At 65.5% G+C, this 24813-nt stretch carries 23 protein-coding genes; 22 read left to right on the plus strand and 1 reads right to left on the minus strand.

Features of this window, described 5'->3' with window-relative positions:
* The first annotated feature begins 21 nt into the window (after positions 1–21).
* Together PSK12I2_RS0119990 and PSK12I2_RS24205 are read left to right on the plus strand one after the other, a co-directional pair.
* Entirely contained in the window at positions 22–1488 is a 1467-nt protein-coding gene (locus PSK12I2_RS0119990) for an inorganic phosphate transporter (protein ID WP_007158874.1), read from the plus strand.
* A 141-nt stretch (positions 1489–1629) separates the two neighbouring features.
* Entirely contained in the window at positions 1630–1812 is a 183-nt protein-coding gene (locus tag PSK12I2_RS24205; protein ID WP_007158875.1) for a hypothetical protein, read from the plus strand.
* A gap of 100 nt (positions 1813–1912) precedes the next feature.
* Here PSK12I2_RS24205 and PSK12I2_RS0120000 read toward each other — a convergent pair whose 3' ends face one another.
* The gene (locus PSK12I2_RS0120000) at positions 1913–2122 is read right to left on the minus strand and encodes a hypothetical protein (RefSeq protein WP_007158876.1); all 210 of its coding nucleotides are present in this window, start codon (positions 2120–2122) and stop codon (positions 1913–1915) included.
* A gap of 423 nt (positions 2123–2545) precedes the next feature.
* Here PSK12I2_RS0120000 and PSK12I2_RS0120005 point away from each other — a divergent pair, with 423 nt between their 5' ends.
* The 20 genes from PSK12I2_RS0120005 (at position 2546) to nuoM (ending at position 24809) form a co-directional block, all read left to right on the plus strand.
* A complete protein-coding gene (locus PSK12I2_RS0120005; RefSeq protein ID WP_027599792.1) occupies positions 2546–4777 on the plus strand; it encodes an NADP-dependent isocitrate dehydrogenase in 2232 nt (743 codons plus the stop codon).
* A 129-nt stretch (positions 4778–4906) separates the two neighbouring features.
* Positions 4907–5359, plus strand: a complete 453-nt coding sequence (locus PSK12I2_RS0120010) for an NUDIX hydrolase (RefSeq protein WP_007158878.1) — start codon at positions 4907–4909, stop codon at positions 5357–5359.
* Position 5360: 1 nt separating this feature from the next.
* Positions 5361–6470: a tRNA 2-thiouridine(34) synthase MnmA gene (gene mnmA / locus PSK12I2_RS0120015; RefSeq protein WP_027599793.1), complete on the plus strand. Its 1110-nt coding sequence runs from the start codon at positions 5361–5363 to the stop codon at positions 6468–6470.
* A complete protein-coding gene (gene hflD / locus PSK12I2_RS0120020; RefSeq protein ID WP_007158880.1) occupies positions 6467–7087 on the plus strand; it encodes a high frequency lysogenization protein HflD in 621 nt (206 codons plus the stop codon). Before mnmA ends, hflD begins: the two co-directional genes overlap by 4 nt.
* A gap of 87 nt (positions 7088–7174) precedes the next feature.
* Positions 7175–8545 (plus strand): adenylosuccinate lyase, encoded by a 1371-nt coding sequence (purB, locus tag PSK12I2_RS0120025; protein WP_027599794.1) that lies wholly within the window; start codon positions 7175–7177, stop codon positions 8543–8545.
* A gap of 58 nt (positions 8546–8603) precedes the next feature.
* Positions 8604–9782, plus strand: coding sequence for a cupin domain-containing protein (locus PSK12I2_RS0120030; protein ID WP_027599795.1), 1179 nt, complete (start codon positions 8604–8606; stop codon positions 9780–9782).
* Positions 9783–9794: 12 nt separating this feature from the next.
* The gene (locus PSK12I2_RS0120035; RefSeq protein WP_027599796.1) at positions 9795–10325 is read left to right on the plus strand and encodes a hypothetical protein; all 531 of its coding nucleotides are present in this window, start codon (positions 9795–9797) and stop codon (positions 10323–10325) included.
* A complete protein-coding gene (locus PSK12I2_RS0120040) occupies positions 10322–11083 on the plus strand; it encodes a secretin N-terminal domain-containing protein (RefSeq protein ID WP_027599797.1) in 762 nt (253 codons plus the stop codon). The genes PSK12I2_RS0120035 and PSK12I2_RS0120040 overlap by 4 nt, the downstream gene beginning before the upstream one ends.
* 258 nt (positions 11084–11341) lie before the next feature.
* Positions 11342–11755 (plus strand): NADH-quinone oxidoreductase subunit A, encoded by a 414-nt coding sequence (locus PSK12I2_RS0120045; protein WP_007158885.1) that lies wholly within the window; start codon positions 11342–11344, stop codon positions 11753–11755.
* Between the two features lie 10 nt (positions 11756–11765).
* Positions 11766–12440, plus strand: coding sequence for an NADH-quinone oxidoreductase subunit B family protein (locus PSK12I2_RS0120050; protein ID WP_007158886.1), 675 nt, complete (start codon positions 11766–11768; stop codon positions 12438–12440).
* 51 nt (positions 12441–12491) lie between these two features.
* Positions 12492–14276 carry an NADH-quinone oxidoreductase subunit C/D gene (gene nuoC / locus PSK12I2_RS0120055; protein ID WP_017642311.1) on the plus strand — a complete coding sequence of 595 codons (1785 nt, stop codon included), beginning with the start codon at positions 12492–12494 and terminating at the stop codon, positions 14274–14276.
* A 2-nt stretch (positions 14277–14278) separates the two neighbouring features.
* Positions 14279–14779: an NADH-quinone oxidoreductase subunit NuoE gene (nuoE, locus tag PSK12I2_RS0120060; protein WP_007158888.1), complete on the plus strand. Its 501-nt coding sequence runs from the start codon at positions 14279–14281 to the stop codon at positions 14777–14779.
* On the plus strand, positions 14776–16125 hold the full coding sequence (gene nuoF, locus PSK12I2_RS0120065) for an NADH-quinone oxidoreductase subunit NuoF (RefSeq protein ID WP_017642309.1): 1350 nt from the start codon (positions 14776–14778) through the stop codon (positions 16123–16125). Before nuoE ends, nuoF begins: the two co-directional genes overlap by 4 nt.
* Before the next feature lie 140 nt (positions 16126–16265).
* Positions 16266–18983, plus strand: a complete 2718-nt coding sequence (gene nuoG / locus PSK12I2_RS0120070; protein WP_027599798.1) for an NADH-quinone oxidoreductase subunit NuoG — start codon at positions 16266–16268, stop codon at positions 18981–18983.
* Positions 18980–19990 carry an NADH-quinone oxidoreductase subunit NuoH gene (nuoH, locus tag PSK12I2_RS0120075; protein ID WP_007158891.1) on the plus strand — a complete coding sequence of 337 codons (1011 nt, stop codon included), beginning with the start codon at positions 18980–18982 and terminating at the stop codon, positions 19988–19990. The genes nuoG and nuoH overlap by 4 nt, the downstream gene beginning before the upstream one ends.
* A gap of 10 nt (positions 19991–20000) precedes the next feature.
* Positions 20001–20549, plus strand: a complete 549-nt coding sequence (gene nuoI, locus PSK12I2_RS0120080; protein WP_007158892.1) for an NADH-quinone oxidoreductase subunit NuoI — start codon at positions 20001–20003, stop codon at positions 20547–20549.
* Positions 20550–20558: 9 nt separating this feature from the next.
* A complete protein-coding gene (gene nuoJ, locus PSK12I2_RS0120085; protein WP_027599799.1) occupies positions 20559–21071 on the plus strand; it encodes an NADH-quinone oxidoreductase subunit J in 513 nt (170 codons plus the stop codon).
* Between the two features lie 25 nt (positions 21072–21096).
* The gene (nuoK, locus tag PSK12I2_RS0120090) at positions 21097–21405 is read left to right on the plus strand and encodes an NADH-quinone oxidoreductase subunit NuoK (protein WP_007158894.1); all 309 of its coding nucleotides are present in this window, start codon (positions 21097–21099) and stop codon (positions 21403–21405) included.
* Positions 21402–23249 (plus strand): NADH-quinone oxidoreductase subunit L, encoded by a 1848-nt coding sequence (nuoL, locus tag PSK12I2_RS0120095; protein ID WP_027599800.1) that lies wholly within the window; start codon positions 21402–21404, stop codon positions 23247–23249. The genes nuoK and nuoL overlap by 4 nt, the downstream gene beginning before the upstream one ends.
* A gap of 27 nt (positions 23250–23276) precedes the next feature.
* A complete protein-coding gene (gene nuoM, locus PSK12I2_RS0120100) occupies positions 23277–24809 on the plus strand; it encodes an NADH-quinone oxidoreductase subunit M (RefSeq protein ID WP_007158896.1) in 1533 nt (510 codons plus the stop codon).
* Positions 24810–24813: the final 4 nt, after the last annotated feature.

A 24813-nucleotide genomic window follows, 5' to 3' on the forward strand; every position in this document is an offset into this window, starting at 1 on the left:
GCCAACTGTCGACGTATCCCCATGTTCGAACTTTTCAGCGGACTCCACGCCTGGGTCGCCATCAGCCTCGTCTTGGCCCTGGCCTTTGTGCTGGCCTTTGAATTCATCAACGGCTTCCACGACACCGCCAACGCCGTCGCCACGGTGATCTACACCAAGGCCATGCCGCCGCACCTCGCGGTGTTCTTCTCCGGCATCTTCAATTTCCTCGGTGTGCTGCTCGGCGGCGTTGGCGTCGCCTACGCAATCGTCCACCTGCTGCCGGTGGAGCTGCTGATCAACGTCAACACCGGCCACGGTCTGGCCATGGTGTTTTCCCTGCTCGCCGCGGCCATCACCTGGAACCTGGGCACCTGGTACTTCGGCATCCCCGCCTCCAGTTCCCACACCCTGATCGGCTCCATTCTCGGCGTCGGCGTGACCAACGCCCTGCTCACCGGCATCCCGATGAGCGAAGGGGTGAACTGGCAGAAGGCGATCGACATCGGCCTGTCGCTGATCTTCTCGCCGCTGGCCGGCTTCGCCGTCGCCGGCCTGCTGCTGCTCGCCCTCAAGCGCTGGCGGCCGCTGTCGAAGATGCACAAGACCCCGGAACAGCGCCGCGAAGTGGACGCCAAGAAGCACCCGCCGTTCTGGAATCGTCTGATGCTGGTCCTCTCGGCCATGGGCATGAGCTTCGTGCACGGCTCCAACGATGGCCAGAAAGGCATCGGCCTGATCATGCTGGTGCTGATCGGCATCGTCCCGGCCAAGTTCGTACTGGACCTGGACAGCACCACCTACCAGATCGAGCGCACCCGCGACGCCGCCATCCACCTGGGTCAGTTCTACGAGCGCCAGGGCGACAACCTCAAGGACTTCCTCGCCGAAGTGCCCGGCAATCGCGATCTGCCCCAGGAATTCCGCTGCGCCCCGCACATGACCGTGCCGACACTGCAGGCACTGCTGGCCGATCTGGAAGGCATCACCGACTACCGGGCCATGAGCGACGACCATCGCCAGCAGGTGCGCCGCTACCTGCTGTGCCTGGACGACACCGCCAAGAAGGTGAGCAAGCTGCCGGTGTTGACCGCGCGCGATCGCGACGACCTGAGCCGCCTGCGCAAGGATCTCACCAGCACCACCGAATACGCGCCCTTCTGGGTCATCATCGCGGTCGCCCTGGCCCTGGGCATCGGCACCATGGTCGGCTGGCGCCGGGTGGTGCTGACCGTCGGCGAGAAGATCGGGCGCCAGGGCATGACCTATGCCCAGGGCGTCAGCGCCCAGGTGACGGCCGTGGCCGCCATCGGCATGGCCAACGTCTTCGCCCTGCCCGTCTCCACCACCCACGTGCTGTCCTCGGGCGTGGCCGGCACCATGGTCGCCAATCGCAGCGGCCTGCAGGGCAGCACGGTGCGCAACATCCTGATGGCCTGGGTCCTGACCCTGCCGGCCTCCATGGCCCTCTCCGCCGGCCTGTTCTGGCTGGCGCACCTGTTCCTGTGATCCGCGCCGACCGGGCGCCGCATCGGCGGCGCCCGGTCGGACCCCTCGTCGGGAAAGCCTGAACAGGATAGCTATTGACGAGTCTAGTGAAATGTGTCCCAGCAGAGACACCTTTCCGAGACAGCCGTACGGTGAACGTCAATGACTCCTGCGACCTACATCCTTCTTCTGATTCTGGGCTGGCTGGCCCTGGCGCTGGCCATACTCTGGGCCATGCTGCGCCTGGCACGTCGCGCCAGACCCGTGGCGACCTCCTCGCCCAGCGTGCTGCCCAAGGCCACCCCCACCGCCCCCGTGAGTCCAGGCAAACACCTGGTCTGCTAGAAAAGCGGACGTGACGAGGCCCCCTCGACACCCAGGGAGTGCGCGGGAGAAAAAGAAGGATTCTTATTGTTTGAAAGGAAGGGATTCGAGCGAAGGCGAATCAGGTGAGCAGGGTATTTTCCTGAGCACTGCGGCTCATCTGCTCGAGGATCTGGTCTTGCTGCTGCGGGGTCAGGGTGTCCCAGCAGTGGTGCTTGATGAACAGCCCGGCGCCGAAGGCGACGTACAGCGACAGGGCGACGATCACGAGCGTTTCCAGCCCGACGATAGCCCAGGAACGACTCTTGGACGCATTGTCCTTGGTTTTCATAACGACCTCATCAGATTAAGAGGGGCAATAGTTTAGTCCCTTAAGCAACTGCCGTGCAGCGCCAGCCGCCGAATGGTCAAGCCTCTTGACCTGGTTGCTCGATGCAGCTGTGCGCTTCTACCAGACCCGTCACAGCCGCAACATCTGCCCACAGCCAGGCCGCGGCAGTACGAATGCACGCCAGGCGCCGCGCTGATATACTCCGCCGACTGACGGGTCGCTGCAGGCCCTGCCGGTTCCGCTGGCTGTATCGGCCGATCCCGCAATTTCCGCAGCGACGCTTTGTCGCATCGCACGTCCATCGCCGCCGCGCCTGTCGCGCGGCCCGATAACGCCTTCTTGGGGCGTCTATCGACTCAAGGGTCGATCCTCGCTCGCCCGGCTTCGCGCCACAGCTGTGATAAAGAGGAGTTAAAGCAAGACATGTCCACCACGTCGAAGATCATCTACACCCTGACCGACGAAGCGCCCGCCCTGGCGACCTATTCGCTGCTACCCATCGTCGAGGCCATCACCGCCTCCTCCGGCGTCGCCCTCGAAACCCGTGACATCTCCCTTGCCGGCCGCATCATCGCCCTCTTCCCCGAGTACCTGAAGGAAGAGCAGCGCATCTCCGACCACCTCGCCGAACTCGGCGAACTGGCCACCACTCCCGAAGCCAACATCATCAAGCTGCCCAACATCAGCGCCTCGGTCCCGCAGCTCAAGGCGGCGATCAAGGAACTGCAGGGTCAGGGCTACGCCCTGCCGGACTATCCGGACGAGCCCAAGGACGACAAGGAAAAGGACGTCAAGGCGCGTTACGACAAGGTCAAGGGCAGCGCCGTGAACCCGGTCCTGCGCGAAGGCAACTCCGACCGCCGCGCGCCGCTGTCGGTCAAGAACTACGCCCGCAAGCATCCCCATCGCATGGGTGCCTGGAGCGCCGACTCCAAGTCCCACGTCGCCCACATGGACGCCCATGACTTCTATGGCAGCGAGCGTTCGGCCACCATCGAGAACGCCGGCAGCCTGAAGATCGAACTGATCGGCAAGGACGGCAGCAGCAAGGTCCTGAAAGAGAAGACCGCGGTCAAGGCTGGCGAGATCGTCGACGCCTCGACCATGAGCCGCAAGGCCCTGCAGAGCTTCATCGCCGCCCAGATCGAAGACGCCAAGGCCCAGGGCGTGCTGTTCTCCGTGCACCTGAAGGCCACCATGATGAAGGTCTCCGACCCCATCATGTTCGGCATCATCGTCGGCGAGTTCTACAAGGACGTCCTGGCCAAGCACGAAGCCGCCCTGAAAGAAGCCGGCTTCGATCGCAACAACGGCATCGGCGACCTCTACGCCCGCCTGTCCAGCCTGCCGGAAGCCACCCAGGCCGCCATCAAGGCCGATTTCGACGCCCAGTACGCCCAGCGCCCGGCGCTGGCCATGGTCAACTCCGACAAGGGCATCACCAACCTGCACGTGCCGAGCGACGTCATCGTCGACGCCTCCATGCCGGCCATGATCCGTGACTCCGGCAAGATGTGGAACGCCGAAGGCAACCTGCAGGACACCAAGGCCATCATCCCCGACCGCTGCTATGCCGGCGTCTACCAGGTGGTGATCGAGGACTGCAAGCAGCACGGCGCCTTCAATCCCAGCACCATGGGCAGCGTGCCCAACGTCGGCCTGATGGCGCAGAAGGCCGAGGAATACGGCTCCCACGACAAGACCTTCCAGATCCCCACCGACGGCACCGTGCGCGTGACCGACGACCAGGGCAAGGTGGTCTTCGAGCATCCGGTCGAGGCCGGTGACATCTGGCGCATGTGCCAGACCAAGGACGCGCCGATCCAGGACTGGGTCAAACTGGCCGTCAACCGCGCTCGTGCCAGCAGCACCCCGGCCATCTTCTGGCTGGACCAGAACCGCGCCCACGACGCCCAGGTCATCGCCAAGGTCGAGCGCTACCTCAAGGACCACGACACCAACGGTCTGGACATCCGTGTCCTGGCGCCCGAGGAAGCCACCCGCGTGTCCCTGGAGCGCATCCGCAAGGGCGAGGACACCATCTCGGTAACCGGCAACGTCCTGCGCGACTACCTGACCGACCTCTTCCCCATCATGGAACTGGGCACCAGCGCCAAGATGCTGTCCATCGTCCCGCTGATGAACGGCGGCGGCCTGTTCGAGACCGGTGCCGGCGGCTCCGCGCCCAAGCACGTCCAGCAGTTCGTGCAGGAAAACCACCTGCGCTGGGATTCCCTGGGGGAATTCCTGGCCCTGGCCGAATCCCTGAACCACCTGGGCGAGACCACCGGCAACGTCAAGGCCAAGATCCTGGCCAAGACCCTGGATCAGGCCAACGGCAAGTTCCTCGACAGCAACAAGTCGCCGTCGCGCAAGGCCGGTGAACTGGACAACCGCGGCAGCCACTTCTATCTGGCGCTGTACTGGATCCAGGCCCTGGCCGAGCAGAGCGAAGACGCCCAGCTCAAGGCCCAGTTCGAGCCGGTGGCCAAGTCGCTGACCGCCGACGAAGCCAAGGTGGTCGCCGAGCTGAACGGCGTCCAGGGCCAGGCCGTGGACATCGGTGGCTACTACCACCCCGACCAGGCCAAGACCCGCCAGGCCATGCGTCCGAGCGCCACGCTCAATGCCGCCCTGGAACAGCTCAAGGGCTGAACCTGAGGGCTGCATCCGCAGCCTGAATGGGTGATCACAGCGAACCCCGGCCCCGGCCGGGGTTCGCTGCATTTGGGGCACGCAAAGCTTAAGGCGTATACTGCGCGATTACCGATAGCGGAGTCCGAGATGGATTGGCACGCCCACGTCACCGTGGCCACCGTGGTGGAAGACGCCGGTCGCTTCCTGCTGGTGGAAGAAGAGAAGCAGGGTCGCCTGGTGCTCAACCAGCCGGCCGGGCACCTGGAGCCGGGCGAGAGCCTGATCGAGGCGGCGCGGCGCGAAACCCTGGAAGAAACCGCCTGGCAGGTGGAGATCCTGGGCGTGATCGGCATCGGCCTCTATGTCGCCCCGGCCAATGGCGTCACCTACTATCGCACGGCCTTCCATGCCCGCCCCCTGGCCCACCAGCCGGAGCGCGCCCTGGATGCCGACATCACCCGCGCGGTGTGGCTGACGCTCGACGAGATCCGCGCCGAGCAGGCCCGGCTGCGCAGCCCCCTGGTCCTGGACGCCATCGAGAAGTACCTGGACGGGCACCGCTATCCCCTGTCGATGATCGTAGATATGAGAGGTTTTTGAAGTGAACGGCACCCGCGTCATCGTCGGCATGTCCGGCGGAGTGGATTCCTCGGTCTCGGCCCTCTTGCTCAAGGAGCAGGGCTATCAGGTCGAGGGCCTGTTCATGAAGAACTGGGACGAGGATGACGGCACCGAGTACTGCACGGCCAAGGAAGACCTGGCCGATGCCCAGGCGGTCTGCGACCGCATCGGCATCAAGCTGCACACGGCCAACTTCGCCGCCGAGTACTGGGATCACGTCTTCGAGCACTTCCTCGCCGAATACAAGGCCGGCCGGACGCCGAATCCGGACATCCTCTGCAACCGCGAGATCAAGTTCAAGGCCTTCCTCGACTATGCCCTGGCCCTGGGCGCCGACCTGATCGCCACCGGCCACTATGTGCGCCGTCGCGACGTCGACGGCCAGACCCTGCTGCTCAAGGGGCTGGACGCCAACAAGGACCAGAGCTATTTCCTCCACGCCGTGGGCGGCGAGCAGCTGGCGCGCACCCTCTTCCCGGTGGGCGAACTTGAAAAGCCCGAGGTCCGCGCCATCGCCGAGCTGCATGGCCTGGCCACCGCGCGCAAGAAGGACTCCACCGGCATCTGCTTTATCGGCGAGCGTCGCTTCAGCGACTTCCTCAAGCAGTACCTGCCGGCGCAGCCGGGCGACATCGAGACCACCACCGGCGAGGTCATCGGCCGCCACCACGGCCTGATGTACCACACCATCGGCCAGCGCCAGGGCCTGGGCATCGGCGGCATGAAGGACGCCGGTGACGATCCCTGGTACGTGCTGAGCAAGGACCTGACCCGCAACGTGCTGATCGTCGGCCAGGGCAATGCCCACCCCTGGCTGTTCGCCGAGGCCCTGACCGTCAGCGAGATGTTCTGGGTCAATGACCTGGAGCTCGCCCAACCGCGCCGCCTCACCGCCAAGGTCCGCTATCGCCAGCAGGACCAGCCCTGCCGGATCGAGCGCCAGGGCGCCGGCTACCGGGTAGTCTTCGACGAACCCCAGCGCGCCGTGACCCCCGGCCAGTCGGTGGTCTTCTACGACGGCGACGTCTGCCTGGGCGGCGGCGTGATCGAACATTATCAACCCGCCTGCGCCGAGGCGCCCGCCGCATGAATCGCACCCAGGAACAACTCATCGCCCTGGGCGGCGTCTTCCAGGCCGCCGTGCTGGTCGACCAGCTGGCACGCACCGGCCAGGTCGCGGAAGAACCCCTCGCCTGTCTGCTCGGCAGCCTGCTGGTGCGCGATCCGGGCAGCACCCTGGAGGTCTACGGCGGCCAGGTCGCGCCTCTGCGCGAGGGCCTCGGCGCGCTTTCCAGCACCCTGGAGCGCAACCCCAACAGCCTGCAGCGCGAGCCGCTGCGCTACGCCCTGGCGATGACCGCCCTGGAACGCAAGCTGGAGAAGCGCGGCGACCTGCTCGATCTCATCGGTCGGCGCCTCACCCAGATCCAGTCCCAGGTCGAGCACTTCGGGGTCGCTCACGAGAACGTCATCGCTGCCTGCGGGGGTCTCTACGAGGACACCCTGAGCACCTTCAAGCAGCGCATCCAGGTGCACGGCGAGATGCGCTACCTGCAGCAATCAGCCACCGCCTCGCGAGTGCGTGCCCTGCTGCTGGCCGGCATTCGCTCGGCCCGCCTGTGGCGCCAGCTCGGCGGTCACCGCTGGCAACTGGTGCTCAATCGCCGCAAGCTGCTCGACAACCTCTATCCCCTGCGCAACGGCTGATCCCGGACCGGCCGGCGGCGGTACTAAAGCCCCGGTCTTTGCGTGTAGAATTCCGCCCCTTTCTCCCCCGCTACCAAGAGAATGCCCATGCAGCTCTCCTCGCTCACCGCCGTATCGCCCATCGACGGCCGTTACGCCGGCAAGACCGCCGCCCTGCGCCCCATCTTCAGCGAATTCGGCCTGATCCGTTTCCGCGCCCAGGTCGAGGTCCGCTGGCTGCAGCGCCTGGCCGCCCACGCGGGCATTCCCGAGGTCGCGCCCTTCTCCGCCGAGGCCAATGCCCTGCTGAACAAGCTGGCCACCGAGTTCAGCGTCGAGCAGGCGCAGCGGGTCAAGGACATCGAGCGCACCACCAACCACGACGTCAAGGCCATCGAGTACCTGCTCAAGGAAGAGGTCGCCGGCCTGCCGGAACTGGCCGCGGTGAGTGAATTCATCCACTTCGCTTGCACCTCCGAGGACATCAACAACCTGTCCCACGCGCTGATGCTGCGCGAAGGCCGTGACCAGGTGCTGCTGCCGCTGATGCGCCAGATCGCCGGCGAGATCCGCGTGCTGGCCCATCGCTTCGCCGACGTGCCCATGCTCTCGCGCACCCACGGCCAGCCCGCCTCCCCCACCAGCCTGGGCAAGGAACTGGCCAACGTGGTCTATCGCCTGGAGCGCCAGATCGAGCAGATCGCCGCCATCCGCCCGCTGGGCAAGATCAACGGTGCCGTGGGCAACTACAACGCCCACCTGTCCGCCTACCCGGACGTCGACTGGGAAGCCAATGCGCGCACCTTCATCGAAGACGACCTCGGCCTGACCCTGAATCCCTACACCACCCAGATCGAGCCGCACGACTACATCGCCGAGCTGTTCGACGCCATCGCCCGCTTCAACACCATCCTGATCGACTTCGATCGGGACGTCTGGGGCTACATTTCCCTAGGCTACTTCAAGCAGAAGACCGTGGCCGGCGAGATCGGCTCCTCGACCATGCCGCACAAGGTCAACCCCATCGACTTCGAGAACTCCGAAGGCAACCTGGGCATCGCCAACGCCATCCTCCAGCACCTGGCCAGCAAGCTGCCGATCTCCCGCTGGCAGCGCGACCTGACCGATTCCACCGTGCTGCGCAACCTGGGCACCGGCCTGGCCCACGGCGTGATCGCCTACGAAGCCACCCTCAAGGGCATCGGCAAGCTGGAGCTCAACGCCGCGCGCATCGCCGAAGACCTGGACGCCTGTTGGGAAGTCCTGGCCGAGCCGGTGCAGACCGTGATGCGCCGCTATGGCGTGGCCAACCCCTACGAGAAGCTCAAGGAGCTGACCCGCGGCAAGGGCATCAGCGCCAGCGCCCTGCAGGACTTCATCGACGGCCTGGAAATCCCTGAAGCCGCCAAGGCCGAACTGCGCCAGCTGACCCCGGCCGGCTATATCGGTAATGCGGCCGAGCAGGCCCGTCGGGTCTGAGGCTGCCTTCTTTTTCACGCCCGGCCTCGCCGGGCGTTTTTCATTGCGCGAGGTGTGCATGAACCCGGATCAACCCCTGCAACTGCTCGGCGGCCTGACCGCCCGTGAATTCCTCCGCGACTACTGGCAGCAGAAACCCCTGCTGATCCGCCAGGCCATCCCGGATTTCCAGAGCCCCCTGGAACCGGACGAGCTGGCTGGCCTGTCGCTGGAAGAGGAAATCGAATCCCGCCTGATCATCGGCCAGGACCGCACCTGGGAGCTGCGCCGCGGCCCGCTGCCGGAAGATACCTTCGCCAGCCTGCCCGAGCGTGACTGGACCCTGCTGGTGCAATCGGTCGACCAGTTCGTTCCCGAGGTGGCCGAGGTGCTGGAGGCCTTCCGCTTCCTGCCCAGCTGGCGCGTGGACGACGTCATGATCAGCTACGCCGCCCCCGGTGGCGGTGTCGGCCCCCACTACGATCATTATGACGTCTTCCTGTTGCAGGGCCATGGCCGCCGTCGCTGGCGCATCGGTCAGCCGTGCACCGCCGACAGCCCGCTGATCGACGGTCTGGAGCTGAAGATCCTCGCCGACTTCCAGCAGACCGACGAATGGGTGCTGGAACCGGGCGACATGCTCTATCTGCCGCCGGGCCTGGCCCACGACGGCATCGCCGAAGACGAGTGCATGACCTACTCCATCGGCTTCCGCGCCCCTAGTGCCGGCGAGGTGCTCACCCACTTCACCGACTTCCTCAACCAGTTCATCCCCGAGGACGAGCGCTACAGCGACGCCGGCTGCGCCCCGGCCAGCGAGCATCCGGCGGAGATTCCGCCCGAGGCCATCGAGCGGCTGCGCGGCCTGATGGAGCGTCACCTGAGCGACGATCGCCTGCTGCTGGCCTGGTTCGGCCAGCACATGACCGAGCCGCGCTACCCGGAGCGCGTCGCCGGAGAAAACCTCAGCGCCAAGCAGCTGCGCAAGGAACTCGACGAAGGCGCCCTGCTGATGCGCAACCCCAGCGGCCGCATCGCCTGGAGTCGCCTGGAAGACGAGGTGATGGTCTTCGCCAGCGGCCAGAGCCGCCTGCTGCCCATGCGGCTGCAACCGCTGCTCGACCTGCTATGCTCGGCGGACGTCCTGCACGAGGCCAATCTCGCGCCCTGGCTGCAGGACGACGATGCCATGCGCCTGATCCGCGAACTGCTCCAGCAGGGCAGCCTGATCTTCGCCGGAGAAGACGACGACGAGTGATGGGGAGCCGCCGTGGACGAGTCCTTTACCGATCTGACCCTGGACGGATTGCCCGAACCCCAGCTCGGCCAGGACCTCGCCCTGCGCCTCGAAGGCCTGGACGCCCTGCGTGAGCACGGTGTCCGCCTCATCGGCCAAGCCAGCCGCCAGCTGAGCATCCAGACGCCCGACCTGGAAGCACCGCTCTACGACAATCTCGCCGTCGAGGCGGCGATCAAGCGTCTGCTGCTGGGCCATCCGCGGCATCAGGTCCGCATCCTCATCAACGACAGCGCCCTCGCCATGCGCCAGGGGCACCGACTCATCGCCCTGGCGCAACGCCTGACCAGCAATCTGTTGATCCGGCGGCCACCGGCCGATCAGCACCCGGAAGGCAGCTGCCTCATCGTCGACGACCAGGCCCTGCTGCGCCGCACGGGCAGTGCGCCCACCGGCTTCGTCCGCTACGGCGACCGCGCCGCCGTCAAGGTTCAGCAGCAGGTCTTCGATCGCCTCTGGGCCAGCAGCCAGCCGGATCAGGAATTGCGGAGGATGGTGCTGTGAAAGGTCTGCTGGCGTTCCTGTTGCTGCTGACGACCACCGCCTGGGCGGCGCCTCGTACCGAGGTCATACCCCTGCAATACCGCACCGCCGACGATCTGCTGCCTACCTTGCAAGCCGTCCTTGGCAGCGAAGGCAAGATCAACGTCTACGGCAATCAGCTGATCGTCAATGCCGAGCCGGCCAAGCTGGCCGAACTCAAGAGTCTGCTCGCCCAGCTGGACACCCAACCGCGGCGCCTGCTCATCACCCTGGCCACCCGCGCCGGCAGCTCGGGCGCCAGTCAGGGTTATTCGGTAAACGGCGACGTGCGTGCGCCCCAGGTACGCATCATCGAAGACAGCACCGACCAGAAGGAGGATGGCGCCCAGCGCGTCCAGGTCACCGAGGGCTACCCCGCCTTCATCCGCTTCGGTGAAGACGTCCCGGTGACCACCTACCAGACCTCGCCCTATGGTCAGAGCTACGCCCAGACCGATTATCGCCGCCTCGAACGGGGCTTTCAGGTCACCGCCCGCCTGAGCGGCAATCTGGTGCACCTGGACATCAGCAGCGTCGATGACCGGGCCGCCGCCATGCGTCCGGGCACGGTGCAGACCCAGAGCGCCGCCACCCGCATCAGCGGCCCCCTGGGCCAGTGGCTGGACCTGGGCGGCTTCCGGCAGCAGATCGAGGGCGACCAGAGCGGCCTTGTCCGCCACTACTCCACCGAAGGCCGTGACGACCGTCAGCTGAGCATCCGCGCCGATCTCATCGACTAGCAAACCGGCGAACGGCAGAACTCCTGCCGCGGCTGGCAATCTAGGACACAGGAACAGAAGGAAGTTATTTGAGAATAATTCTTATATTCATTCTCAAATAAACCGGAAGTTCTGTTTAGTTTGATTCAAAGCAGTCCAATAGAATCTTTTTGGACCAATAAATTTACAGAATGAATCGATAGAGCATAAAATCTGTCTGTCTTGCGACACCGTGTCGCACTGATAGCGCCTGATACCCAATAATTAAGGATTCAAAGCATGTCTGAGTCGATCAGCCTACTGACCCACAACTGGAGCTTCGCGGTATTTCTCCTGGGCGTGGTTGGTCTGATTGCCTTCATGCTCGGAGTCTCGAGCCTGCTCGGCAGCAAAGCCGTGGGCCGCAGCAAGAACGACCCCTTCGAGTCCGGCATCGTCCCCACCGGGGGTGCCCGTCTCCGTCTCTCTGCCAAGTTCTACCTGGTCGCGATGCTCTTCGTGATCTTCGACGTCGAAGCCCTCTTTCTCTTCGCCTGGTCGGTGTCCATCCGTGAATCGGGATGGGCCGGCTTCGTGGAAGCCTCCATTTTCATAGCAATTCTGTTGGCGGGTCTTGTCTACCTGTGGCGAATCGGAGCGCTCGATTGGGCGCCTGCGAGCCGTCGCGAGCGGCAGGCGAAGTCGAAACAATGAGGCTTTGGCAATGCAATACAATCTCACCCGGATCGATCCCGATGCGGCAGTAGACCGCTATCCGGCCGGCCAGCGGGAAACCGTGGCCGACCCCGTCGAAAGTCAGGTCAACCGCAGCATCTTCATGGGCAAGCTCGAAGATGTCCTGCGGGGCGCGGTCAATTGGGGGCGTAAGAACTCCCTGTGGCCGTACAACTTCGGCCTGTCCTGCTGCTATGTGGAAATGACCACCGCCTTCACGGCGCCCCACGACATCGCCCGCTTCGGCGCCGAAGTCATCCGGGCCTCGCCGCGTCAGGCCGACTTCATGGTCATCGCCGGCACCCCCTTCATGAAGATGGCCCCGGTCATCCAGCGCCTGTACGAACAGATGCTGGAACCCAAGTGGGTGATCTCCATGGGCGCCTGCGCCAACTCCGGCGGTATGTACGACATCTACTCGGTCGTTCAGGGCGTGGACAAGTTCCTGCCCGTCGACGTCTATGTGCCCGGCTGCCCGCCTCGCCCCGAAGCCTTCCTCCAGGGCCTAATGCTCCTGCAGGACTCCATCGGTGAAGAGCGCCGCCCCCTTTCCTGGGTGGTGGGCGACCAGGGTATCTACCGCGCCGAGATGCCTTCGCAGCGCGAGCAGAACCGCGAGCGCCGCATCCAGGTCACCAACCTGCGCAGCCCAGACGAAGTGTAAGTCCCCTTCGGGACCTGCACGCTGACGACGATCGATTAGCGACGGAACATCATGACCGCAGACACCGCTCTGTCCGCCTCTGCGCTCGCCCCTGCCGGCGAAGCGTCGGTGGTTGGCGAACTCCAGGGCCAATTCGGCGCCGACGCCTTGACCCTGCAAGACACCCGTACCGGCATGCCGGTGATCTGGGTGGCACGCGAACGAATCATCGAAGTACTGCGCTTCCTGCGCAATCTGCCCCGCCCCTACGTCATGCTCTATGACCTGCATGGCGTGGACGAGCGGCTGCGGACCCACCGCCGCGGCCTGCCCAACGCGGACTTCACCGTTTTCTACCACCTGCTGTCCATCGACCGTAATAGCGATGTAATGCTCAAGGTGGCCCTCTCCGCCAACGACCTGCGCCTGCCCACCGCCACCGGCATCTTCCCCAATGCCAACTGGTACGAGCGGGAAGTGCTGGACATGTACGGCATCCACTTCGACGGACACCCGCTGCCCAAGCGCATGCTGATGGCCGACAACTGGCAGGGTCATCCGCTGCGCAAGGACTATCCGGCGCGCGCGACCGAGTTCGATCCCTATGCGCTGAATGCCGCCAAGCAGGACCTCGAACAGGAAACCCTGAGATTCAAGCCCGAGGAATGGGGCATGAAGGAGCATGCGGAGAATTCCGACTTCATGTTCCTCAACCTGGGTCCGAACCACCCCTCCGCCCACGGTGCCTTCCGCATCATCCTGCAGCTGGACGGCGAAGAGATCGTCGACTGCGTGCCGGAGATCGGCTACCACCACCGCGGCGCCGAGAAGATGGCCGAGCGCCAGTCCTGGCACAGCTACATCCCCTACACCGACCGGATCGACTACCTGGGTGGGGTGATGAACAACCTGCCCTACGTCCTCTCGGTGGAAAAGCTCGCCGGCATCAAGGTGCCGTCGCGGGTCGACTTCATCCGCGTGATGATGGCCGAGTTCTTCCGCATCAACAGTCACCTGCTGTACCTGGGTACCTATATCCAGGACGTCGGTGCCATGACCCCGGTGTTCTTTACCTTCACCGACCGTCAGCGCGCCTACAAGGTGATCGAAGCCATCACCGGCTTCCGCATGCACCCCGCCTGGTTCCGCATCGGCGGCGTCGCCCATGACCTGCCACGTGGCTGGGACAAGCTGGTCCGCGAATTCCTCGATTGGATGCCCAAGCGTCTGGACGAGTACGAAAAGGCCGCGATGAAGAACAGCATCCTCATCGGCCGGACCAAGAACGTCGCCGTCTACAACACCAAGGAAGCCCTCGAGTGGGGCGTCACCGGTCCCAACCTGCGCGCGACCGGTCTGGACTTCGACCTGCGCAAGGCCCGCCCCTACTCCGGTTACGAGAACTTCGAATTCGAAGTGCCCATCGCCCACAACGGCGACTGCTACGACCGCGGCATGCTGCGCGTCGAGGAGATGCGCCAGAGCCTGCGCATCATCGAGCAGTGCCTGCAGCACATGCCCGAGGGCCCGTACAAGGCGGATCACCCGCTGACCACGCCGCCGCCCAAGGAGCGCACCCTGCAGCACATCGAGACCCTGATCACCCACTTCCTGCAAGTGTCCTGGGGTCCGGTGATGCCGGCGGGCGAAGCCTTCCAGATGATCGAGGCGACCAAGGGCGCCAACAGCTACTACCTGACGAGCGATGGCAGCACCATGAGCTACCGCACCCGCATCCGGACGCCGAGCTTCCCGCACCTGCAGCAGATCCCGGCCGTGATCCGCGGCAGCATGGTGTCCGACCTGATTGCCTACCTGGGCAGTATCGACTTCGTCATGGCCGACGTGGACCGCTGAGCATGAGCACCGAAACCCTGATCCAAACCGACCGTTTCGTCCTGAGCGAAACCGAGCGCTCGGCCATCGAGCACGAGATGCACCACTACGAGGACCCGCGCGCGGCGTCCATCGAGGCCCTCAAGATCGTCCAGAAGGAACGTGGCTGGGTGCCGGACGGCGCCATCTACGCCATCGGCGAAGTGCTGGGCATTCCCGCCAGCGACGTCGAGGGCGTGGCCACCTTCTATAGCCAGATCTTTCGCGTACCGGTCGGCCGCCACATCATCCGGGTGTGCGACAGCATGACCTGCTACATCGGCGGCCACGAATCCGTGGTCGGCGAGATCCAGCGCCAGCTGGGCATCGGCCTGGGTCAGACCACCGCCGACAGCCGCTTCACCCTGCTGCCGGTCTGCTGCCTGGGCAATTGCGACAAGGCCCCGGCGCTGATGATCGACGACGACACCCATGGCGATGTCCAACCCGCGGGCGTGGCCAAACTGCTGGAGGGATACGCATGAGACTGACCTCCTTCGGGCCTGCCAACAGCATCGCCCGTACCCCCGAGACCCACCCCCTGACCTGGCGCCTGCGTGAAGACGGCGCTCCGGTCTGGCTGGAGGAATACCAGGCGAAGGACGGCTACGCCGCGGCCCGCAAGGCGCTGACCGAGCTGGCCCCCGATGCCATCGTCCAGGAAGTCAAGGACTCCGGCCTCAAGGGCCGCGGCGGCGCAGGTTTCCCCACCGGCGTGAAGTGGGGCCTGATGCCCAAGGACGAATCCCTCGATATCCGCTACCTGCTGTGCAACGCGGACGAGATGGAACCCAACACCTGGAAGGACCGCCTGCTCATGGAGCAGCTGCCGCACCTGCTGGTGGAAGGCATGCTGATCAGTGCCCGGGCGCTCAAGGCCTATCGCGGCTACATCTTCCTGCGTGGCGAATACGTCGACGCCGCCGCCAACCTGCGGCGCGCGGTGGAAGAAGCCAAGGCGGCCGGCCTGCTGGGCAAGAACATCCTCGGTAGCGGCTTCGACTTCGAGCTGTTCGTCCACACCGGCGCCGGTCGCTACATCTGTGGCGAAGAAACCGCGCTGATCAACTCCCTGGAAGGCCGCCGCGCCAACCCGCGCTCCAAGCCGCCCTTCCCCGCCGCCGTCGGCGTCTGGGGCAAGCCGACCTGCGTCAACAACGTCGAGACCCTGTGCAACGTGCCGGGCATCGTCGCGGGCGGCGTCGACTGGTACAAGAGCCTGGCTCGCGAAGGCAGCGAAGACATGGGCACCAAGCTCATGGGCTTCTCCGGCAAGGTGAAGAACCCTGGCGTCTGGGAATTGCCCTTCGGCATCACCGCCCAGGAGCTGTTCGAGGACTACGCCGGCGGCATGCGCGACGGCTTCAAGCTCAAGTGCTGGCAGCCCGGTGGCGCCGGTACCGGCTTCCTGCTGCCCGAGCACCTCTCGGCGCAGATGTACGCCGGCGGCATCGGCAAGGTCGGCACCCGCATGGGTACCGGTCTGGCCCTGGCCGTGGACGACAGCGTCAACATGGTCTCGCTGCTGCGCAACATGGAAGAATTCTTCGCCCGGGAATCCTGCGGCTGGTGCACCCCCTGCCGCGACGGCCTGCCCTGGAGCGTCAAGCTCCTGCGCAGCCTGGAGAAGGGCGAGGGGCAGCAGGGCGATCTGGACACCCTGCTGCAGCTGGTCAACTTCCTCGGCCCGGGCAAGACGTTCTGTGCCCACGCACCGGGTGCCGTCGAGCCCCTGGGTAGTGCCATCAAGTATTTCCGCGAAGAGTTCGAGGCCGGTGTGCGCAAGGCGCCCAGCGAGCCGCGACCGACTGCTTCGGCGAGCGTGACCTGAGGATCGGCCCCCGCGGGGGCCGCTTCCATCGCTTTCTGGCCGGACCCGCTCCGGCCGGCGCTGCCTCTGGCGATCGCCAGGGCGGCGCGAACGTTTTCCCATTAGCCAGACCCGCCCTGCGCGGGTGAGAAGAAAACCCTATGGCCACTATCCACGTAGACGGCAAGACGTACGAGGTCGACGGGGCGGACAACCTCCTCGAAGCCTGCCTGTCCCTGGGGCTCGACATCCCCTATTTCTGCTGGCACCCGGCGCTGGGCAGCGTCGGCGCCTGCCGCCAGTGCGCGGTAAAGCAGTTCGCCGACGAGAATGACACCCGCGGACGCCTGGTCATGTCCTGCATGACCCCGTCCAGCGACAAGACCTACATCTCCATCGAAGACGCCGAAGCCAAGGAATTCCGCAGCTCGGTCATCGAATGGCTGATGACCAACCATCCCCACGACTGTCCGGTCTGCGAAGAAGGCGGCCACTGCCACCTGCAGGACATGACGGTGATGACTGGCCACAACAAGCGCCGCTATCGCTTCACCAAGCGTACCCACCAGAACCAGGACCTCGGCCCGTTCGTCGCTCACGAGATGAACCGCTGCATCGCCTGCTATCGCTGCGTGCGCTACTACAAGGATTACGCCGGCGGTACCGACCTGGGCGTCTATGGCGCCCACGACAACGTCTATTTCGGCCGCGTCGAGGACGGTGTCCTGGAGAGCGAATTCTCCGGCAACCTGACCGAGGTCTGCCCCACCGGGGTGTTCACCGATAAGACCCACTCCGAGCGCTACAACCGCAAGTGGGACATGCAGTTCGCCCCGAGCATCTGCCATGGCTGCTCGTCGGGCTGCAACATCAGCCCCGGCGAGCGCTATGGCGAACTGCGCCGCATCGAGAACCGCTTCAACGGTTCGGTGAACCAGTATTTCCTCTGCGACCGTGGCCGCTTCGGCTATGGCTATGTCAATCGCAAGGATCGTCCGCGCCAGGCCCTGCTGAAAGATGGCAGCCTGGAAACCGGGATCGACGCCGCCCTGGATCGCGCCGCCCTGCTGCTGCGCGGCAAGAAGGTGATCGGCATCGGCTCGCCGCGTGCCAGCCTGGAAAGCAACCACGCCCTGCGCGAACTGGTCGGCGCCGAGAACTTCTACAGCGGCATGAGCGCCCGTGACCTGGCCAATGTGCGCCTGGTGCTGCAGGTGCTCAAGGACAGCCCCCTGCCCGTCCCGACCCTGCGCGCCATGGAAAAGCATGACGCCGTCTTCGTCCTCGGCGAGGACCTGACCCAGACCGCGGCCCGCCTGGCGCTGTCCCTGCGGCAGTCCGTCAAGGGCAAGCCCGAGGCCATGGCCGCGGCGCAGAAGATCCAGCCCTGGCTCAACGCGGCCGTGCAGAATATCGGCCAGAGCGAGCGCAATCCGCTGTTCATCGCCAGCGTCGCCGCCACCCGCCTGGACGACGTCGCCGACGCCCGTCTGCATGGCTCGCCGCTGGAACTGGCCCGTTTCGGCCATGCCGTGGCCCATGCCATCGACGCCAGCGCCCCGGCCGTCGACGGCCTGAGCGACGAAGTCGCCGAGCAGGCGCGTCTGCTGGCCGAGACCCTGCTGGCGGCCGAACGTCCACTGGTGGTGTCCGGTACCTCCCTGGGTGAACCGGCGCTGATCGAGGCCGCCGCCAACCTGGCCAAGGCTCTGGCCGCCAAGGGCAAGGCCGGCTCCCTGAGTCTGGTGGTGCCCGAAGCCAACAGCCTGGGTCTGGCGCTCTATGGCGGCGAGTCCGTCGAAGACGCCTTCGCGGCCCTGGAAAACGGCCAGGCCGATGCCCTGGTGGTGCTGGAGAACGACCTCTATCGCCGCGCCCCTGCCCAGCAGGTGGATCAGGCCCTGGCCCGCGCCCAGGTGCTGGTGGTGCTGGATCACCAGCGCACCGCCACCGCCCAGCGCGCCGATCTGGTGCTGCCGGCGGCGAGCTTCGCCGAAGGCGACGGTACCCTGGTCAGCCAGGAAGGTCGCGCCCAGCGCTTCTTCCAGGTCTATGAGCCGAGCTACTACGATCCCTCCAGCCTGGTCCGCGAAGGCTGGCGCTGGCTGCACGCCCTGCGCAACACCCTGGACAACCGTCCGGTGGACTGGACCCAGCTGGATCATGTCACCGACGCCGTGGCCACGGCCGCGCCGCAACTGGACGGCATCCGTGACGCCGCGCCCAACGCCAGCTTCCGGGTGAAGGGCCTCAAGCTCGCCCGCGAACCGCACCGCTACAGCGGCCGCACCTCCATGCGCGCCAACCTCAGCGTGCACGAGCCGCGCGCGCCCCAGGACGCCGACACCGCCTTCGCCTTCTCCATGGAAGGCTATGCCGGCAGCGCCGAGCCGCGTCAGCAGATCCCCTTCGCCTGGTCCCCGGGCTGGAACTCGCCCCAGGCCTGGAACAAGTTCCAGGACGAGGTCGGTGGTCACCTGCGCGCCGGCGATCCGGGCGTGCGCCTGATCGAGACCCAGGGCGATCGCCTGAACTGGTTCGCCGTCCCGGCCGCTGCCGTGCGCGGTACCGCGTCCGGCTTCCAGGCCGTGCCGCTGTACCACCTGTTCGGCAGCGAAGAGACCTCTTCGCGCGCCGAGCCGGTGCGTGAGCGCATCCCGGCCGCCTACGTGGCGCTGGCCAAGGCCGATGCCGACCGCCTGGGCGTCAACGAAGGTGCCCTGCTGCGCCTGCAAGTCGCCGGTCAGGAATTGCGCCTGCCGCTGCAGATCAAGCCCGAGCTGTCCGCCGGCCTGGTCGGTCTGCCCGCCGGCTTCGAAGGGATTCCGGTGGACTTCGCCGGCCTCACCGTGGAAGGACTGCAGGAGGCCGCGGCATGACCTGGCTCACCCCCACCCTCATCGCCGTGGTGATCGGCGTCCTCAAGGCCATCGTCATCCTGCTGGCGGTGGTCATCTGCGGGGCGCTGCTGAGCTTCGTCGAACGGCGCCTGCTGGGTCTCTGGCAGGACCGCCACGGTCCCAACCGGGTCGGTCCCTTCGGCGCCTTCCAGCTGGGCGCCGACATGCTGAAGATGTTCTTCAAGGAGGACTGGACGCCCCCGTTCGCCGACAAGATGATCTTCGCCCTGGCACCGGTGATCGCCATGGGCTCGCTGCTGGTGGCCTTCTCGGTCATCCCGATCACCCCCACCTGGGGCGTGGCGGACCTGAACATCGGCCTGTTGTTCTTCTTTGCCATGGCCGGCGTCAACGTCTATGCGGTGCTCTTCGCCGGCTGGGCGAGCAACAATAAGTTCTCGCTGCTGGGCGCCATGCGCGCCTCGGCCCAGACCCTCTCCTACGAGGTGTTCATGGGTCTGTCGGTAATGGGCATCGTCGCGGTGACCGGCTCCTTCAACATGAGGGACATCGTCGAGGCGCAGCACCAGGGCTGGTGGTTCATCATTCCCCAGTTCTTCGGCTTCTGCACCTTCTTCATCGCCGGCATCGCCGTCACCCACCGTCACCCCTTCGATCAGCCGGAAGCCGAGCAGGAGCTCGCCGATGGTTACCACATCGAATACGCGGGCATGAAGTGGGGCATGTTCTTCGTCGGCGAGTACATCGGCATCGTGCTGATCTCGGCGCTACTGGTGACCCTGTTCTTTGGCGGCTGGCACGGTCCCTTCCTGGATACCCTGCCCTGGCTGTCCTTTGTCTGGTTCGCCCTGAAGACCGCCTTCTTCATCATGATCTTCATCCTGTTGCGTGCGTCCATTCCGCGTCCGCGCTACGACCAGGTAATGGCCTTCAGCTGGAAGTTCTGCCTGCCCCTGACCCTGATCAACCTGCTGGTGACCGGTGCGGTGGTGCTCTATAGCGCCACGCCGGCCATCGGCCAGTGAGGTATCCGTCATGATCAAGGAAATCCTGCACGTCCTGCATGGCACCTACACCCAGTTGCGCAGCGTGGTGATGGTCTTCGGCCACGCCTTCCGCAAGCGCGACACCCTGCAATACCCCGAGGAACCCGTGTACCTGCCCCCGCGCTACCGCGGCCGCATCGTGCTCACCCGTGACCCCGACGGCCAGGAGCGCTGCGTGGCGTGCAACCTGTGCGCCGTGGCCTGCCCGGTCGGCTGCATCTCGCTGCAGAAGACAGAAGCCGAAGACGGTCGCTGGTACCCCGAGTTCTTCCGCATCAACTTCTCGCGCTGCATCTTCTGCGGCATGTGCGAGGAGGCCTGCCCCACCACCGCCATCCAGCTGACCCCGGATTTTGAGATGTCCGAGTTCAAGCGCCAGGAGCTGGTGTACGAGAAGCAGGACCTGCTGATCTCGGGTCCGGGCAAGTATCCGGAATACAACTTCTACCGCGTGGCCGGTATGGCCATCGCGGGCAAGCCCAAGGGTGCCGCGCAGAGCGAGGCAGAGCCGATCAACGTGAAGAGCCTGCTGCCCTAAGGAGCTGTCGTGGAATTCGCCTTCTATTTCTCCGCTGGGGTGGCCGTCCTGGCCACCTTCCGGGTTATCACCAACACCAATCCGGTGCATGCGCTGCTGTACCTGATCATCTCGCTACTGGCCGTGTCCATGGTGTTCTTCGCCCTGGGCGCACCCTTCGCCGGTGCCCTGGAGATCATCGTCTACGCCGGCGCCATCATGGTGCTGTTCGTCTTCGTGGTGATGATGCTCAACCTCGGGCCGGTCGTCGCCGAGCAGGAGCGCAAGTGGCTGACCCCCAAGGTCTGGATCGGTCCGTCGATCCTCGCCGGTGCGCTGCTGGTGGAACTGCTGGTGGTGCTGTCGCGCACCCCGGGCGGCGCCGCCATCGGCCACACCTCGGTGGAAGCCAAGGCCGTGGGCATCAGCCTGTTCGGACCCTATCTGCTGGCGGTCGAACTGGCTTCCATGCTGCTGCTGGGTGCCCTGGTCGCGGCCTATCACCTGGGTCGCAGCGACGTCAAAGACGGGATCGGCGAGTGAGTCGCCAAGGACTGGAGAACAGCCAATGAACGCCATACCTCTGGAACACGGCCTGGCCCTCGCCGGCGCCCTGTTCGCCCTTGGCCTGGTGGGCCTGATGGTCCGCCGCAACATCCTCTTCGTGCTCATGAGTCTGGAAATCATGATGAACGCCGCCGCCCTGGCCTTCGTGGTCGCGGGTAGCCGTTGGGGCGCCCCCGACGGCCAGGTGATGTTCATCCTGGTGCTGAGCCTGGCCGCCGCCGAGGCCAGTATCGGCCTGGCGATCCTGCTGCAGCTCTATCGCCGCTTCCACACCCTCGACGTCGATGCCGCCAGCGAGATGCACGGATGAACCTGCTACCCCTCACCTTCGCCTTTCCCCTGGTCGGCTACTTCCTGCTGGCCTTTTCCCGCGGTCGGCTGTCGGAGAATCTCTCCGCGCTGATCGGCGTGGGTTCGGTGGGCCTGGCGGCGCTGGTCGCCGCCTGGGTCGGCTGGAACTTCCACGTCGCGCCGCCCGCCGACGGTCACCTGACCCTCGTCCTCTGGCAGTGGATGAACGTGGAGGGCTTCGCGCCCAACATGGCGCTCTACCTGGACGGCCTGTCGCTGACCATGCTCGGCGTGGTTACCGGCGTCGGCTTCCTGATCCACCTGTTCGCCTCCTGGTACATGCGCGGTGAAGAGGGCTACTCGCGCTTCTTCGCCTACACCAACCTGTTCATCTTCAGCATGTTGCTGCTCGTTCTCGGCGACAACCTGCTGCTGCTGTACTTCGGTTGGGAAGGCGTGGGCCTGTGCAGCTATCTGCTGATCGGCTTCTACTACAGCGAGCGCGCCAACGGCAACGCGGCGCTGAAGGCCTTCATCGTCACCCGTGTCGGTGACGTCTTCATGGCCTTCGGTCTGTTCATCCTGTTCATGACCCTGGGCACCCTGGACATCCAGGAGCTGCTGCAGAAGGCGCCCGACGTCTTCGCCAGCGGCGATCCGCTGATCGTGCTGGCCACCCTGGCCCTGCTCGGCGGCGCCGTCGGCAAGTCGGCCCAGCTGCCGCTGCAGACCTGGCTGGCGGACGCCATGGCCGGTCCCACTCCGGTCTCCGCCCTGATCCACGCGGCGACCATGGTGACCGCGGGCGTCTACCTGATCGCCCGGACCCATGGCCTGTTCCTGCTGGCACCGGAGATCCTGCACCTGGTCGGCATCGTCGGTGCCGTGACCCTGGTGCTGGCCGGTTTCGCCGCCCTGGTGCAGACCGACATCAAGCGCATCCTGGCCTATTCGACCATGAGCCAGATCGGCTACATGTTCCTGGCCCTGGGTGTCGGCGCCTGGCAACCGGCGATCTTCCACCTGATGATCCACGCCTTCTTCAAGGCGCTGCTGTTCCTCGCCTCGGGTTCGGTGATCCTGGCCTGCCACCACGAGCAGAACATCTTCAAGATGGGCGGCCTGTGGAAGAAGATTCCCCTGGCCTACGCCAGCTTCGTGGTGGGTGGTTCGGCCCTGGCGGCGCTGCCGCTGGTCACCGCCGGCTTCTACTCCAAGGACGAGATCCTCTGGGAAGCCATGGCCAGCGGTCACACCTACCTGCTCTATGCAGGCCTGGCCGGTGCCTTCCTGACCTCGATCTACACCTTCCGCCTGATCTTCATCACCTTCCACGGCCAGGCGCACACCGAGGCCCATGCCGGCCACGGCATCGCCCACAACCTGCCGCTGGCGGTGCTGCTGGTGCTCTCGACCTTTGTCGGCGCGATGATCGTGCCGCCGCTGGCCGGTGTGCTGCCGGAATCCATCGGCCATGCCGGTGGCGAAGCCAAGCACTCGCTGGAGATCACCTCGGGGGCCATCGCCATTGCCGGTATCCTGCTGGCCGCCCTGCTCTTCCTCGGCAAGCGTTCCTTCGTGAACGGCCTGGCCAAGAGCGCACCGGGTCGCTTCTTCGGGACCTGGTGGTATCACGCCTGGGGCTTCGACTGGCTGTACGACCTGATCTTCGTCAAGCCGTACCTGCTGCTGGCCCGCCTGCTGCGCCGCGATCCCATCGACCAGGCCATCGGCCTGATCCCGATGCTGGCGCGCGGTGGCAACCTGGCACTGAGCATCACCGAGAACGGCCGTCTGCGCTGGTACGCGGCTTCCATCGTGGGAGGCGCCGTGCTGCTGCTCGGCGCGCTGCTGCTGGCCTGACCCCCTGACTAAGGATAAGTACACGTCATGCTTCTGCCCTGGCTAATCCTGATCCCCTTCATCGGCGGCCTGCTCTGCTTCCTCACGGAAAAGACCGGCCCGCTGGTGCCCCGCTGGATCGCTCTGTTCACCATGCTGCTGGAGCTGGTGCTCGGCCTGTGGCTGTGGGCCCACGGCGACTACAGCCTGGCTCCGGCCCCTGGCGCCGAAACCGCCTGGACCGCGGAATTCCAGATGAACTGGATTCCGCGCTTCGGCATCAGCCTGCACTTCGGTCTCGACGGCCTGTCGCTGCTGATGATCCTGCTCACCGGCCTGCTCGGTGTGCTGGCGGTGACCTGCTCCTGGCGCGAAGTGCAGCGCCACGTCGGCTTCTTCCACCTCAACCTGCTGTGGATCATCGGCGGCGTGGTGGGGGTGTTCCTGGCGCTGGACCTGTTCCTGTTCTTCTTCTTCTGGGAAATGATGCTGGTGCCGATGTACTTCCTGATCGCGCTGTGGGGCCATAGCTCCGCGGACGGCAAGAAGAGCCGCATCACCGCCGCCACCAAGTTTTTCATCTTCACCCAGGCCAGCGGTCTGATCATGCTGGTGGCGATCATCGCCCTGGTGCTGGTGAACTACGGTGCGACCGGCGTCCTGACCTTCGACTACGAAGACCTGCTGCAGCTGCAACTGGATCCCAAGCTGGAATACCTGCTGATGTTGGGCTTCTTCATCGCCTTCGCGGTGAAGCTGCCGGTGGTGCCGGTGCACTCCTGGCTGCCGGATGCCCACGCCCAGGCGCCGACCGCCGGTTCCGTCGACCTCGCCGGCATCCTGCTCAAGACCGCCGCCTACGGCCTGCTGCGCTTCGCCATTCCGCTGTTCCCCAACGCCTCGGCGGAATTCGCGCCGATCGCCATGTGGCTGGGCATCATCGGCATCTTCTACGGCGCCATCCTGTCGTTCGCCCAGACCGACATCAAGCGCCTGGTGGCCTACTCCAGCGTCTCGCACATGGGCTTCGTGCTGATCGGCATCTACTCCGGCAGCCCCCAGGCGCTGCAGGGCGTGGTGGTCCAGATGATCGCCCACGGCCTCTCCGCCGCCGGCCTGTTCATCCTCTGCGGCCAGCTCTATGAGCGCATGCACACCCGTGACATGCGCCAGATGGGCGGGCTCTGGGCGCGGGTGCCCTACCTGCCCGCCCTGAGTCTGTTCTTCGCCTCGGCTTCTCTGGGTCTGCCGGGTACCGGCAACTTCGTCGGCGAATTCCTGATCCTGCTGGGCGCCTTCCCGGTGGTGCCGATGATCACCGTCATCGCCACCTTCGGCCTGGTGTTCGCCTCGGTCTACTCGCTGATCATGATCCACCGCGCCTACTTCGGTCCGGCCAAGGCCGAAGGCGCCCTGCCGGGTCTGAACGCACGGGAACTGTCGATGCTGCTGTTGCTTGGCGTGCTGCTGGTGCTGCTCGGCGTCTATCCGCAGCCGGTGCTGGATACCTCGGCCGCGAGCATGGCCGGTGTCCAGCAGTGGCTCGGCGAAGCCTTCTCCTCTCTCGTTTCCGCCCGGTAAGAGC

The organism is Pseudomonas sp. MOIL14HWK12:I2 (assembly GCF_000510745.1).
GTDB lineage: Bacteria > Pseudomonadota > Gammaproteobacteria > Pseudomonadales > Pseudomonadaceae > Chryseomonas > Chryseomonas oryzihabitans.